Source organism: Streptomyces sp. yr375 (assembly GCF_900110755.1).
In the GTDB taxonomy this organism is placed as follows: domain Bacteria; phylum Actinomycetota; class Actinomycetes; order Streptomycetales; family Streptomycetaceae; genus Streptomyces.
Genome location: NZ_FOFF01000003.1, coordinates 226,455 through 239,276, shown reverse-complemented (window position 1 = coordinate 239,276; position 12,822 = coordinate 226,455). Strand labels below are relative to the sequence as shown.

The 12,822-nt window shown below is 72.2% G+C and carries 11 protein-coding genes; 3 read left to right on the top strand and 8 right to left on the bottom strand.

Annotated features, from left to right (window positions below; translation table 11 throughout):
* Window positions 1-35 precede the first annotated feature (35 nt).
* From BMZ82_RS05465 to BMZ82_RS05445, 5 genes are read right to left on the bottom strand one after another with little or no spacing between them, the layout of a single operon-like run.
* On the bottom strand, window positions 36-650 hold the full coding sequence (locus tag BMZ82_RS05465; RefSeq protein ID WP_093772226.1) for a hypothetical protein: 615 nt from the start codon (window positions 648-650) through the stop codon (window positions 36-38).
* A 51-nt stretch (window positions 651-701) separates the two neighbouring features.
* Window positions 702-1,934, bottom strand: coding sequence for an MDR family MFS transporter (locus tag BMZ82_RS05460; protein WP_093772472.1), 1,233 nt, complete (start codon window positions 1,932-1,934; stop codon window positions 702-704).
* A gap of 50 nt (window positions 1,935-1,984) precedes the next feature.
* The gene (locus BMZ82_RS05455; protein ID WP_256251773.1) at window positions 1,985-3,835 is read right to left on the bottom strand and encodes an ABC transporter permease subunit; all 1,851 of its coding nucleotides are present in this window, start codon (window positions 3,833-3,835) and stop codon (window positions 1,985-1,987) included.
* A gap of 4 nt (window positions 3,836-3,839) precedes the next feature.
* Window positions 3,840-5,360 carry an ABC transporter substrate-binding protein gene (locus BMZ82_RS05450; protein ID WP_093772224.1) on the bottom strand — a complete coding sequence of 507 codons (1,521 nt, stop codon included), beginning with the start codon at window positions 5,358-5,360 and terminating at the stop codon, window positions 3,840-3,842.
* 4 nt (window positions 5,361-5,364) lie between these two features.
* On the bottom strand, window positions 5,365-6,075 hold the full coding sequence (locus BMZ82_RS05445; protein WP_093772222.1) for a GNAT family N-acetyltransferase: 711 nt from the start codon (window positions 6,073-6,075) through the stop codon (window positions 5,365-5,367).
* 127 nt (window positions 6,076-6,202) lie between these two features.
* Between BMZ82_RS05445 and BMZ82_RS05440 the strand changes: the two genes are divergently transcribed.
* Window positions 6,203-7,156, top strand: a complete 954-nt coding sequence (locus BMZ82_RS05440; protein WP_093772220.1) for an ATP-binding protein — start codon at window positions 6,203-6,205, stop codon at window positions 7,154-7,156.
* 98 nt (window positions 7,157-7,254) lie between these two features.
* Window positions 7,255-7,647: an SCO5389 family protein gene (locus BMZ82_RS05435; RefSeq protein WP_093772218.1), complete on the top strand. Its 393-nt coding sequence runs from the start codon at window positions 7,255-7,257 to the stop codon at window positions 7,645-7,647.
* 36 nt (window positions 7,648-7,683) lie between these two features.
* Here the strand turns inward: BMZ82_RS05435 and BMZ82_RS05430 are convergent, their stop codons facing one another.
* From BMZ82_RS05430 to BMZ82_RS05420, 3 genes are all read right to left on the bottom strand, one after another.
* Complete coding sequence (locus tag BMZ82_RS05430; RefSeq protein WP_093772216.1) at window positions 7,684-8,844, bottom strand: hypothetical protein; 1,161 nt, start codon at window positions 8,842-8,844, stop codon at window positions 7,684-7,686.
* 224 nt (window positions 8,845-9,068) lie between these two features.
* Entirely contained in the window at window positions 9,069-9,608 is a 540-nt protein-coding gene (locus BMZ82_RS05425; protein ID WP_093772214.1) for a hypothetical protein, read from the bottom strand.
* A gap of 134 nt (window positions 9,609-9,742) precedes the next feature.
* A complete protein-coding gene (locus BMZ82_RS05420; protein ID WP_093772212.1) occupies window positions 9,743-10,597 on the bottom strand; it encodes an alpha/beta fold hydrolase in 855 nt (284 codons plus the stop codon).
* A 305-nt stretch (window positions 10,598-10,902) separates the two neighbouring features.
* Here BMZ82_RS05420 and BMZ82_RS05415 point away from each other — a divergent pair, with 305 nt between their 5' ends.
* Window positions 10,903-12,711 carry a coagulation factor 5/8 type domain-containing protein gene (locus BMZ82_RS05415; protein ID WP_093772210.1) on the top strand — a complete coding sequence of 603 codons (1,809 nt, stop codon included), beginning with the start codon at window positions 10,903-10,905 and terminating at the stop codon, window positions 12,709-12,711.
* Window positions 12,712-12,822 lie beyond the last annotated feature (111 nt).

Below are 12,822 nucleotides of genomic sequence, written 5' to 3'. Positions count from 1 at the left end.
AGTGGTGTGCGTACGACTCCGGGTCCGGCCCGGGTTCAGATCGCGTACGGGATCGGGGCGGGCGGTCCGCGGCGGCTCACGGCGTGCCGGAGCAGCGACCGCCGGGGCGGGGCCGGAGCCGGGGCCGGGGCGGCGGGCGGGAGGGCCGGCACGGGCGGCGGGGCGGGGGTGTCCCGCCACCAGGCGGCGAGGCCCGGCAGGAACGCGACCGCCCAGCGCAGCAGCGACCACAGGGCGGCCTCCCCGCGCCGCAGCCACCAGGAGGCGGCGAGCGCGGCCAGGACATGGGCGGCCGTGGCCGTGTGGGTGTGCAGCGGCTGGAGGTGGTGCAGGTGCATGCCGGGCGCGGACGTCATGTTCATCGGGGACATCGCGGGCATGGTCTGCGCCGTCGTACGGGCGCGGGCCGCGTCGAAGGCGACGTGCAGGCCGGCCTGGGTGGTGAGCATGGCCGCTCCGATGCCGGGCAGCGAGCGCTCCCGCGCGCCGAGCAGCCACCCGGCGGCGAAGACGGCCAGGAATCCGGCGCCGTCCGCCGAGAGCGGCGGCGGGTCACCCGTGGCGAGTCCGTGCCCGGCGGCGGCCAGCAGCACGCACAGCGCGGCGAACACCGCGGCGCGCAGGCTCCGGACCGCCGGGGACGCGTTCATGGTGAGGGATCCTCCCACGTCCGACTGGTACGTCGGCCGTCGCTCCCGCGTTCATCCCCGGCGGGGCGCTGCGCGCGGGAGCAGCAGGACGGCGGCGGCCGGTACGGCGGCCAGGAGGAGCCAGGGCACGGCCGGCGGCAGCCGGGTGTCGAGGAGGGTGCCGGTGACCGCGCTGCCGATCAGCACGATCAGCCCGGAGACCGAGGAGAGCGCCCCGGTGTAGAGGCCGAGCCGGCCGTCCTCGGCGAGGTCGGGCACCCAGGAGCGGGCCGCGGGCGCGACGAGCATCTGACCGAGGGTGAGCAGGACGACGAAACCGGCCGCGGGCAGGAGCCCGGCCGTCCCGGTCCACCCGGCGGGCAGAGCGGCGGCCACGACGGCGAACCCGGCGGCGATCAGTACGAGCCCGGCCGTCATCGAGCGGCGCAGGCTCAGCCGCTCCCCCACCCACCGGGTGACCGGCAGTTGGGCGGTCACCACCAGCACCGACGACAGCGCGAACAGCCAGGCCAGCGGCGCCTGCGAACCGGCCGCCCGCTCCACCTCGGCGGGCAGGGCGAGATAGAGCTGGTTGTAGGCGAGGAGATAGGCGCCGTACGCGCAACACAGGGCGAGGAAACGGCGGTTGCGCAGCAGCGGGCCGATGCCACCGCGCACCTCGACGCGGGTGCGGCCGGGTATGTGCTGCGGCAGCAGCCACGCGTGCGCGGCGAGGACGACGACGAAGACCCCGGCTCCGGCCAGGCACACCGCACGGAAGTCGAGCTCCAGGAGCAGCGCGCCGAGCAGCGGGCCGACGAACGCCCCGGCCTGCCCGGCGACCGTGAACAGCGCCAGCACCCGGGTCCGCGATCCGCCGCCCGCCTCCTCGTGCAGGACGGCCTGCCGGGCCACCTCGGACTCGACGGCGGGCGAGAACAGCGCGGCGGCGAACCCGATCAGCAGCACCGCCCCGACGACCGTCCAGGGCTGCTCCGCGTACCCGAGCCAGCCGAACCCGGCGATGCGCAGCGCGCATCCGGCGAGGACGACGGGCCGCACGCCGTACCGGTCGGCCAACGCCCCGCCGACCACGAACAGCCCCTGCTGGCTGAAGGTCCGCAACCCCAGCACGAACCCGACCAGCCAGCCCGCCATCCCGACCGCGCCGCCCAGATGCTCGGCGAGAAACGGCAGGACGGCGAAGAAGCCGATGTTGAAGGCGAGTTGAGTGAGTATCAGCAGCCGCAGCAGCGGCGAGAGTTGCGCCTTCACGGGCGCGGACGCCGGCGTGGGCGCAGGCACGGCCGCGGGCGAGGGCGGGGGCGACGGCGGGAACGGGGGCACGGGTGGCGTCACCGGGCACCCGCCAACTTAGCTTCGGGAGCGGGCGGTTCACCGGCACGTGGACCTGCGGGACCTATGGAGTCCGCAGGATCCAGGGGACCTGCGGGGTCTGCGGGCCCTTCGGGGTCTGCCGTACGACGTCGTCGTGGCAGGCGCAGTGCTCCGGCGGCGGTGACGGCGAGGGCGCCGAGGAGGGCGAGGACGGTGGCGGGGGCGAGGACGGCCCAGGGGGCGCGTTCGGCGTAGGGCTGGTTCTCGGCGAGGAGCAGGCCCCACTCGGGGGACGGCGGCTGAGCGCCGAGGCCGAGGAAGCCGAGGGAGGCCAGGGCCAGGGCGATGCCGGGCAGGCGCAGGAGGGCGTGGCGGGCGACGGGCGGCAGGGCGGCGGGCAGGAGTTCGCTCCTCAGCAGGTACCAGGGGCCGGCGCCGAGGGCGCGGGTGGCGGTCAGATGGACGGTGGCCCGTTCCTCCCGCAGCAGCGCGGAGGTGTGCGCGGCGAGCGGCGCCCAGGCCACGACGGCCACGGCCAGGACGGGCGTCGTGGGCCCGCTGCCCCACACCGCGGCGACGAGGAGCGCGGCGAGCACGGGCGGTACGGCGTTGACGGTGTCGACGAGCGGCCCGGACAGCCGGGGCGCCAGCCCGAGCAGGATCCCGGCGGTGAGCGCGATCGCGCTGATGGCGAGGGCGAGCAGCAGGGTGTCGAGAGCGCCGTGCGCGACCCGGGCGAGGACGTCGCGGCCGAGCGCGTCCGTGCCGAACGGGTGGGCGGTAGAGGGAGGTTGGAGACGGGCGCGGGTGTCGAGGGCAAGCGGGTCGCGGGGCAGCCCGAGGGCGATGACGACGAACAACAGGAGACTGTATGCGAGAGGCAGGATCCTGCGGGCCGTCGGCGGTGGCCGGTGGAGTGTATGCAGCGCGCCGTCGCGCAGGGCGGGCCCGATGATCAGCCGGGCGGCGAGGCGGGCTGCGCCGGTGGTGACGGCCGCGAGGGCGACGAGCACGAGGGTGCCTGCCTGGAGGACGGGCAGATCCTGGGCGATCGCCGCCTGGAGGGTGGTCCGGCCGAGCCCGGGTATGTCGAAGATCTGCTCGACGGCGACGGACCCGCCGGTCAGGCCCACGACGAACAGCCCGAGGTTGGGCAGCAGTCCGGGCACGCAGCGGCGCAGCGCCTTGCGGGCGATGCTGCGGCCGGGCAGTCCGCGCGCGGCGGCGGCGAGCGCCCAGGGTTCGGCGAAGGCGGCGGGCAGTTGGTCGTCGAGCAGGCGGCCCAGCACCGCCCCGGCGGGCAGGCCGAGAGCGAGCGCGGGCAGCACGGTCCACTGCGGGCCGTACCAGCCGAGGGCGGGCAGCCACCCCCACTGCACGCCGACCACCGTGGCGAGGACGGAGGCGGTGAGGAACTCCGGCAGCGCGGCGAGCACGGCGGAGCCGGAGCCGCCGGCGGGCCGCCCGTCGAGGCCGCGCCGCGCACCGAGGTACAGGGTGCGGGCGCACACCCCGGCGGCGGTGACGACGGCGACCGTCAGCGCCACCGCCACCAACAGCAGCGACACGCCCAGAGCTTGCAGAACGTCGGGCATGACCTCGGTGCCGGAGATCCACGACCGCCCCGCGTCCCCGCGCGGCAACCCCGCGAGCCACTGCCCGAGGAGGTGCAACGGGCCGTCGTCCAGGCCGAGTTGGGCCCGGATGTCGGCGAGCACCTCGGGGGTGGCGTCACGGTCGGCGGACCGCGCCTTCAGTACGGTGAGCGCCGGGTCGGTGCGCGAGAGCCAGGGCAGCAGCCCGATCCCGCACACCAGCAGCGCGGCCAGTCCGGCACGCCACAGCAGCGTGCCCACCCTGCTCCTCATGCCGTCAGCGCCGGGTCCCGGTGCCGACGAGAGTGCGCTCGTACGGGTCGAGGAGCATCCCGCTGACCTTGGCGCCGACGCCGGTGATGACGCGCTGGTGGACCAGCGGGACGACGGCGTCGGTGCCGAGTATCAAGGCCTCGGCGGCCATGGCGGCGTCCTGCCGCTTGTCGGTGTCGGCGGTCGACTGCGCCGTGGCGACGGCCCGGTCGACGGCCTTGTCGCACAGCAGCGCGAGGTTGTAGCCGCCGGCGCAGGTGTAGTCGCTGGCCAGGACGCCGACGGGGTCACCGGTGTCGAGAAGGCTGTTGCGCGCGCCGACGACGGCGTCGAACTTCCCGGCAAGCGCGTCGCTCTCCAACCGCGAGTACTCCCGCACCTCCAGCTTCACCTTGAACCCGGCCTTCTCCAACTGCTGCTTCAACACCTGCGCGACTTCCGGGAGTTCGGGCCGGTTGTCATAGGTGGCGACGGTGATGGCGGCACCGCCGGGGCTGCCGGCCTTCGCCCGTCCGATGGGCTGGACGCGCTTGCCGGCGGCCCAGGTGACGGCGGGGCCGTAGATGCCGACGCCGGCGTCGGCGTGACCCTCGTAGACGCCCTTGGCGAGGGCGGAGGTGTCGACGGCCGCGCGGGCAGCGGCGCGCAGCGCCGGGTCCTTGAAGACGCCGGACTTCGTGTTGAGGAGCAGGCTGGCGGTGCGGGTCGTGGCGGTCTCGCGGCGGCTGTCCGCGTCGAGGGTCGCGGCCTGGGCGACGGGTATCGACTCCGCGAGGTCGACCTGCCCGGTACGCAGGGCGTTGGCGCGGGCCGTGCCGTCGGCGATGAATCGCACGTCGATGCCGGAGGCCTGGGCCCGGCCGCCCCAGTAGTCGTCGAAGCGGACGAGGTCGGCGGCCGTGGCGCCGGCCACCTTGGCGATCTTGAAGGGGCCGGTGGCCGTACCGACCGGGTCGACGGCGCCCTTCGCGCCGTACGCCTTGGGGGCGAGGACGGCGAGGCTGGGGCTGGACAGCCGCAGCGGCAGGACGGGGTCGGGGGCGGCGGTGGCGACCCGTACGCCGGTGTCGCCCTCCGCCTTCACGGTGAGGGTGACACCGGAGAGCGCGGCCGGGGCGGGCTTGGCCTGGGTGGCGCGGGTGAGGGAGGCGGCGACGGCGGCGGCCGTGACCTCCGTACCGTCCTGGAACCTGGCCTCGCGCAGGGTGAACAGCCAGGTCCGGTCGTCCTCGCGACGCCAGGACGCGGCGAGCGCGGGGGCGGCGGCACCGTTGGCGTCGAGGACGGTCAGCCCCTCGGTGACCCCGAGCCGACTGAGGATCGTCGCGTCGGCGCCGTACGGAGAGAGGTTCTCGGCGGGCGGGAAGGCGAGAGCGACGCGCAGCCGGGACCCGCCGCCACCGCCGGACCCCTCACCGTCGTCACCGGAGGGCGAGGCGAAACAACCGGCGAGGAGCGGGGTGAGGAGAAAGGCGGCAAGAAGCCGGGGACGAAGGGACCGACGGGAACGGCTGAGCAAGGGCATGAGGCTACCGGTCTGTGGGACGGGGCTGGGAACGAGGCTGAGAACGGGGATCGGGGACGGAAGAGGTGGAGGAGATGGCGGAGGTAATGGCTGTCGCGGAACCCACGGGGGTCACGGAGGCCACGACAGACGAGGAGGTCGCGACGGAAGAGGTGGGGACGAGGGCGTCGAGGGGGACGTCGAAGTGCACGACGCCCTGACCGCCGTTCGCCTTCTCCCGCTCGTCGTGCACGACGGTGCCGAGCGACCGCCAGAACCCCTCGGCCCCTTCCACGGCCGGATCGGTGTGCAGATAGACGGAGCGATAGCCGCCGTCCGCGACCGCGAAGGCGAGGAGTTCGCCGACCAGCCGCCGGGCGAGGCCGCGCCGACGATGCTCCCGACGGACGTACACGCGGCGCAGTTGCGCGGTCGCGCCGGACGGGTAGCGCTCGGCGACATGGCGCGGGTTAGGCGGGTACACGGGACCGCGCGAGTCCAGGGCCGCCGTGGCGACGACCTCACCACCCGCACCCCCTTCACGGCCCCCGCCCTCGATCGCGACCAGCAGGGTATGGCGGACCGGGAGGAGGTAGGCAGCGACCGGGTCGATGATGTCGCCGTGCCAGCGCGGCACGTAACCGGTGCCGAAATCGCGGTACACGGTGTCGAGCATGAGAGCCCGGGCACCGTCCAGGTCGTCTGGGCCCGCAGGCCTGATGCAGTAGTCACGCACTTGCATAGCTTATGCATTAACTGCCGACGGTTGATCACTTAATCACCTGCTCCCGGATTTGACAGAGATCATGACGCGCCCCTAAATCTAGCCACATGACATTCATTTTCAATAGGGCGGTGTAGTGATGCGCGTCGCATTCGTGGGGAAGGGCGGCAGCGGCAAGACGACACTGTCGGCCCTGTTCGCCCGTCAGGTGGCGCGGTCCGGCGCACCGGTGCTGGCCGTGGACGGCGACATCAACCAGCACCTGTCCGAGGCGCTGGACCCCACGGCCGGGACGCTGCCCTTCGCGGCCCCGCCTCTGGCCGCACACCTGGGCGAGATCAAGGATCTGCTGCGCGGCACCAACCCCCGGATCACCTCCCGCGAGGCGATGGTCAAGACGACCCCGCCGGGCCGCGGCTCCCGGCTGCTGCGCCTGCTGGGCGACGACGAGCTGCACACGCGCCATGTCCAACGGGTGGGCGGGGTGCCGCTGATGGTGACGGGCGAGTTCGACGAGGGCGACCTGGGCGTGGCCTGCTACCACTCCAAGCTCGGCGCGGTGGAGCTCTACCTGAGCCACCTGGTGGACGGCCCCGGCGAGTACCTGGTGATGGACATGACCGCCGGCGCCGACGCCTTCGCCTCGGGTCTGTTCGCCCGCTTCGACATGACGTTCCTGGTGGCCGAACCCACCCGCAAGGGCGTCTCCGTCTACCGCCAGTACCGCGACCACGCCCGCGAGTTCGGCATCCCCCTCGCCGTGGTCGGAAACAAGGTGACCGGCGAGGACGATCTGCTCTTCCTGAAGGAGCAAGTGGGCGACGACCTCCTCACCCACCTCGTCCTCTCCCCCTGGGTCCGCTCGGCCGAACGGGGCAATCCCCAGGGCGAACTGGAGGACACCAACCGCCACGCCCTGACCATCCTGCGCGAAACGGTCGACGCCCGCGGCAAGGACTGGCCGACCCTCCACCGCCACGCCGTCGACTTCCACCTGCGCAACGCCCACTCCTGGGCCAACCAGGCAACCGGCCAGGACCTGGCGTCACAGGTGGACCCGGAATTCACCCCGGGCCCGCCATCCCTGACCTGAGACGTCCCTGACCCCAGCCATCACAGACCTGCTATCAGAGACCGAAGTCCATCTCCATCCCCCTCTCCGCCTCCACCTCAACAAGAACAGGACACCCCATGTCTCTCGACGTCTCCCCCAAGCTCCTCGCCGAGGCCGAAGCCGGTGCCATCAGCGAGGAGGACTTCGTGGACACCGTCCGTACGTCCCTCCCCTACGCCTACGAGCTCATCGCCGACCTCTCCACTCGACTCCACGCCGGAATCAACGAGTTCGCCGACAACCAGACCCCTCCCGCCTCCGAACAGGAACGCGGCCAACTCCTGCGCGCCCTCGCCAGCGACGCCATCCGCAGCAGCCTGGAACGCCACTTCGACATCACCCTGGCCTTCCAGAACTGCCACCGGGTGGCCGCCTTCCGACCCGGCGCACGAAACGGAGAGACCTATGCCCGCTTCACGTCCACACGAGCGCAGGTACTGAACCAGTCGGCAGTGCTCCGAGACTGCTAGCGCCTCTGCCCCGCACCGAGCCCTGCTGCCGGCTGACTAGAAGATGCGGGCGCGCATCTGCTGCGTGCAGTTCCTGAGGATGTCGCGCAGCCACGGGCTGCGGACGGCCGACAGTCGGACCAGGGCGTGCTGGAACACACCGGGGTCGATCCGAAACAGGTGGTGGGGGCGCGGCGCGGGCGGGTCGTCGCGGAGAATGCCGTCGGGTATGCGGCCCGACGTGGGGACGGGCAGGTGCGGCTTGGGGAAGGCCAGCCACAGCCACACCCCGAACGGCAGCGCCACGGGCACAGGCAGCGGCACTGGCACTGGCACTGGCACTGGCACTGGCACTGGGTATGCCGGGCCGCCGGCCGGGGTCCAGGCTTCTCCGGTCTGTGGGTGGGTCGGCACGAGGAGTATGTCGGCGTCCGTGTCGGGGGCGGGCAGTCCCGGTCCGGCCAGAACAGCGCGCGCCGTCGGCGGACCTGCGGGCAGCAGGGTGTCGAGGGCACGTTGGAAGACTTCCTCGGCCAGGCCGTCCGGGACTGTCACGGGTCGCCCCTGCGACGCCGCCAGGAGGTGGGCGAGTGCCCGGCCGGCTGCCGCCTCCCACTGTGGGCTCCATGACCACCAGCAGTTCGGTCCGATCCGTGCTCCCCATCTGCCGATCGGTTCGAACGGGGGCGTGCCCTTCCCCTGGGCCGTCAGCTCCGCCCAGGAAAGCGGTGTGGTGTCGGCGGCCTCGGAGGGGACGTCGACGGGGAGGCGGTGCACGGCGTCCGGGGCGAGCCACACCGCCTGCCAGGTCGAGCAGTCGTCGATCCGGCTCGCCACGGGCAGGCCACACGCCTCGCAGGCCATGTTGGGGCCATCGCCCCAGCCGAGGCCGCAACAGTAGCCGCCGCCGCGTTCCGGGATCAGCACCGTGGCACGGGTGTCTCCGGGTGCGATGACGATCGCGCCGGGCGCGCCGTCGGACAGAGCGTGGACCGGCGCATGGATACCGCGTGCCGCCGCCTCGTCCGGATCGATCTCCTCCCACCTTCGCCACGGCGGCCCCCAGGGCTCCGGTTCCACGGCGAAAGTGCCCGACTCCATGAGCACCGGGAGCTGAATCCCGTTCCCGTAATTCTGATGGGCGTGGACCGGCAGCGCGACCTCGGACAGTGGGGCGGTCAGCCTGGCACCGCACCCCGTACACACGAAAACGAACAAATATCCTCCGTCTGGGAAACAGGGGCATCGTCGCAGCTCGGCGGCAGCCCGCCAACGTGTTTTCGTCCGCCGCCCGGCCCGATCGCCTCTCCCCCTACACGTCCTTGCTCTGCGCGCTGCCCAGACGCGATGACGGCATGACGACCGACAGGAGTGGCGCATCTGCCGAGCGTCTCTTCTCGGCGGGGAGTGGCCGCCGGGCACCTGATGAAGATCCACCACCGCTACCGGACCCCCGCCGCATCGAGCAGCCGCACCAAGTCCTTCCGCCCGTAACCGAGGCGGGCGGCGCGGTGGGCCGCCGTGAGCATCAGGTGCGCCACGATCTGTGCCCCGTAGCCGTTTCTGTCGTCCCCGAACCACTCGTCGGGCTTCTCGACGCCGAGGCTGTTCATCACCAGCCCGTGCTCGCGGCGGATCTCCGCGACGGTGTCGGACACGGCGCCCAGGAGCGAGGCCCCCGGTCGCTCGCACTTCAGGGCGAAGCAGCCCCAGTCGACGGGTTCGCAGCCGTTGGGCGGACGTGTGCGCAGGCTGTCGTACGGCTCGTCGCCGAAGCTGCCGTAGCCGAACTCGTCGTGCACCAGGGTGAATCGGTGGAACCCCGGAGGCGGCGGAGTGGGCGGCGGGGTGTACTCCCAGCCCGCGTCCTCATGCACCAGCCGCTGCACCTCCTCCTCGTCGGCCGAGGTGAGCGTGAAGCCGGTCTTGATGTTGCGGCCGGTGATCGTGCCATCGGCGTTGCGCTGGAATTGCAGGCTCATGTGTACCCCCGTACGCCATGTGATCCTCACTGACGGGAAGGTCCCGTCATCCGCACAACGGTCGGCCGATTTCGCTCGTGCCCGTCCGCCGGAGGATCACTCGATCGCGTGAACGACCGGCGTCCGCACCCGTCTCAGCCCGGCGATCCGCCGTCAACAAACCGCCCCACCGTCGTCACGAACCGCTCGGGATCGTCTCGCCACGGAAAGTGCCCCGCCCCCGGCTGCACGACGAACTGGGCCTTCGGGAACAGTTCCGCGAACTCCCGCATCACGCGCGGCGGACCCGACACGTCCGCTTCGCCGGCGAGGAGCAGGACCGGGGACGGGAAGGCGGCAAGGGCCTCCCGGGTGGCGGTCGGGGCGAAGACGCCCTCGGCGGCGTACCCGGCCGCCGCTTCGTCGTTCCGCTGCTTCTCGCCTGCCGCGTCGAAGGCCCGGGCCTCGTCGTCCCAACGGGCATGGAAGAAAGGGGCGATGGCCTGCCAGGAGTCAGCGGTGCCCCGGCCGGCGGTGACCACTTCCAGCGCCGCGTAGGCCGAGGCGAACCACGGCTCGTCGTGGCGCAGGCAGGCGGTTGTCAGACGGTCCTCGGCGGTGATCCCGAGGCCGACCGCGTACACGCTCGGCGTGATCAGCAGGAGGCGGCTGACGCGTTCCGGGTGACGGGCGGCGTACAGGAGCGCCAGGTTGGCGCCGGCGGAGTGCGCGAGCAGGTCGAGCCGGTCGAGCCCGAGGTGCTCGCGCAGGGCCTCGACGTCGTCGACCTGGCGGTCGCAGCGGTACGACGCGGTGTCCGCCGGGGCGGCCGACTCGCCGGTGCCCCTGAGATCGAGGCCGATCAGGCGGCGGTGGGCGGCGAGACCGCCGAGGTCGCCCAGGTAGGCGGCGGACTGCATGGGGCCGCCGGGCAGACAGACCAGCGGCGGGCCGTCCCCCGACTCGTGGTGGGCGAGGCGGGTTCCGTCGGGGGCGGTGAAGGTGGACATGGGGCGAGCCTCACAGCGCGGGGCGCGGCGGGCAACCGGGTTCTGGTTCCTTCCGGCCCGGCTGAAGGACTTTCGTCGAGGTACCGCCTCCGCAGGCCGTGGCAGTGGCACCAGCAGCAGCACGTCAACAATTCCCGCACACTCCGGGCAACTCCCGTCCCGCCACTTGACGCGCACGTTCGGGTAGTTGAAGCATTCAGCGCCGAGAGAGCGCTCTCAAACCTGGTCTCCGTTCACCTACTTGGATCAGCCGATCACCAAAACGGCCGTTTGCTTCGAGCGGCCTGCGCCGAGGAGAGCCGCCCATGCCCCACACCCCGCCTTCGGACACACCCGCCGTGCGCCGCAGGGCAATGCTCGCTGCCGCCGCCGCAACAGCCGTGGCAGCACCCGCCCTTGCCGGCCTCGCCTCCGCGTCGGCCTCGGCCGCACCGCGCGGCAAGCGTCCGCACGTCCTGCCGGGTGGTGGCGACCTCGGCCCGAACGTCCTCGTGTTCGACCCCTCGACCCCGGACATCCAGGCCCGACTGGACGAGGTGTTCCGGCAACAGGAGTCGGCCCAGTTCGGCACCGGACGCTACGCGTTGCTGTTCAAGCCCGGCAGCTATCACGGCCTCAACGCCCAACTCGGCTTCTACACCTCGATCGCGGGCCTCGGTCTCTCCCCCGACGACACGACCATCAACGGAGACGTCACGGTCGACGCGGGCTGGTTCGGCGGCAACGCGACGCAGAACTTCTGGCGTTCGGCGGAGAACCTCGCGCTCGTCCCCGTCAGCGGTACCAACCGGTGGGCGGTCGCCCAAGCGGCCCCGTTCCGCCGGATGCACATATACGGCGGCCTCAACCTCGCGCCGTCCGGCTACGGTTGGGCGAGCGGCGGCTACATCGCCGACAGTCGTATCGAGGGCGAGATCGGCCCGTACTCGCAGCAGCAGTGGTACACCCGGGACAGTGCGATCGGCGGCTGGCTCAACGGCGTGTGGAACATGGTGTTTTCGGGAGTCGAGGGCGCCCCCGCCCAGAGCTTCCCCAGCCCGCCGTACACCACGCTCGACACGACCCCGGTCTCCCGCGAGAAGCCCTTCCTGTACGTCGACGGAGACGGCGGCGACGGCGAGTTCCGTGTCTTCCTGCCCGCCAAGCGGACCAACGCGCGCGGCGTCACCTGGGGCAACGGCACACCGCGCGGCAACTCGCTGCCCCTGTCCCGGTTTTACGTCGCCCAGCCGGGCGTCTCCGCGGCCACCCTCAACCAGGCGCTCGCGCAGGGACTCAACCTGTTGCTGACACCCGGCATCTACCACCTCGACCAGCCGATCCGAGTGAACCGCGCCAACACCGTTGTACTGGGCCTGGGTTACGCCACGCTGATCCCGGACAACGGCGTCAGCGCGCTGAAGGTCGCCGATGTCGACGGGGTGCGGCTGGCGGGCTTCCTCGTGGACGCCGGGCCGGTCAACTCCGCCACCCTGCTGGAAGTCGGCCCGCCCGGAGCCTGTCGCGACCACTCCGCCAACCCCACCACCGTCCAGGACGTGTTCGTCCGCATCGGCGGGGCAGGCCCCGGCAAGGCCACGACCAGCATGGTGATCAACAACCGTCACACGATCGTCGACCACACCTGGGTCTGGCGGGCCGACCACGGCGAAGGCGTCGGCTGGGAGACCAACCGCGCCGACTACGGCGTCGTCGTCAACGGCCACGACGTACTGGCCACAGGCCTGTTCGTGGAGCACTTCAACAAGTACGACGTCCAGTGGTACGGCGAGCGCGGCCGCACGATCTTCTTCCAGAACGAGAAGGCGTACGACGCCCCGAACCAGGCCGCGATCCAGAACGGCGCGGTGAACGGCTACGCCGCCTACAAGGTCGGTGACCATGTCACCGCGCACGAGGGCTGGGGCCTGGGCAGTTACTGCTACTACAACGTCGACCCGACCATCGTGCAGCACCACGGCTTCGCCGCCCCGAACGCACCGGGCGTGAAGTTCCACGACCTGCTGGTGGTCTCCCTCGGCGGCAACGGCCAGTACGAGCACGTCATCAACGACCTCGGGTCACCGACCTCCGGTACGTCCACGGTGCCGTCGACGATCGTCTCGTACCCGTGAACCGTCCCGCGAGCAAGGGGCGGTGACGTACGAACCCGTAGGGGGCGTAGGCCCACGGTCCGGGGCCGGGGGCCTACGCCCCACAGCCCGGAAGGCCTACGCCCCTCCGTC

Excerpts from the sequence above, each read along its gene's own strand:
- BMZ82_RS05425 (WP_093772214.1), bottom strand. The coding sequence starts at position 9,608 with ATGAGCCTGCAATTCCAGCGCAACGCCGATGGCACGATCACCGGCCGC.
- BMZ82_RS05465 (WP_093772226.1), bottom strand. The coding sequence starts at position 650 with ATGAACGCGTCCCCGGCGGTCCGGAGCCTGCGCGCCGCGGTGTTCGCC.
- BMZ82_RS05435 (WP_093772218.1), top strand. The coding sequence starts at position 7,255 with ATGTCTCTCGACGTCTCCCCCAAGCTCCTCGCCGAGGCCGAAGCCGGT.
- BMZ82_RS05440 (WP_093772220.1), top strand. The coding sequence starts at position 6,203 with ATGCGCGTCGCATTCGTGGGGAAGGGCGGCAGCGGCAAGACGACACTG.
- BMZ82_RS05420 (WP_093772212.1), bottom strand. The coding sequence starts at position 10,597 with ATGTCCACCTTCACCGCCCCCGACGGAACCCGCCTCGCCCACCACGAG.
- BMZ82_RS05450 (WP_093772224.1), bottom strand. The coding sequence starts at position 5,360 with ATGCCCTTGCTCAGCCGTTCCCGTCGGTCCCTTCGTCCCCGGCTTCTT.
- BMZ82_RS05415 (WP_093772210.1), top strand. The coding sequence starts at position 10,903 with ATGCCCCACACCCCGCCTTCGGACACACCCGCCGTGCGCCGCAGGGCA.
- BMZ82_RS05455 (WP_256251773.1), bottom strand. The coding sequence starts at position 3,835 with ATGAGGAGCAGGGTGGGCACGCTGCTGTGGCGTGCCGGACTGGCCGCG.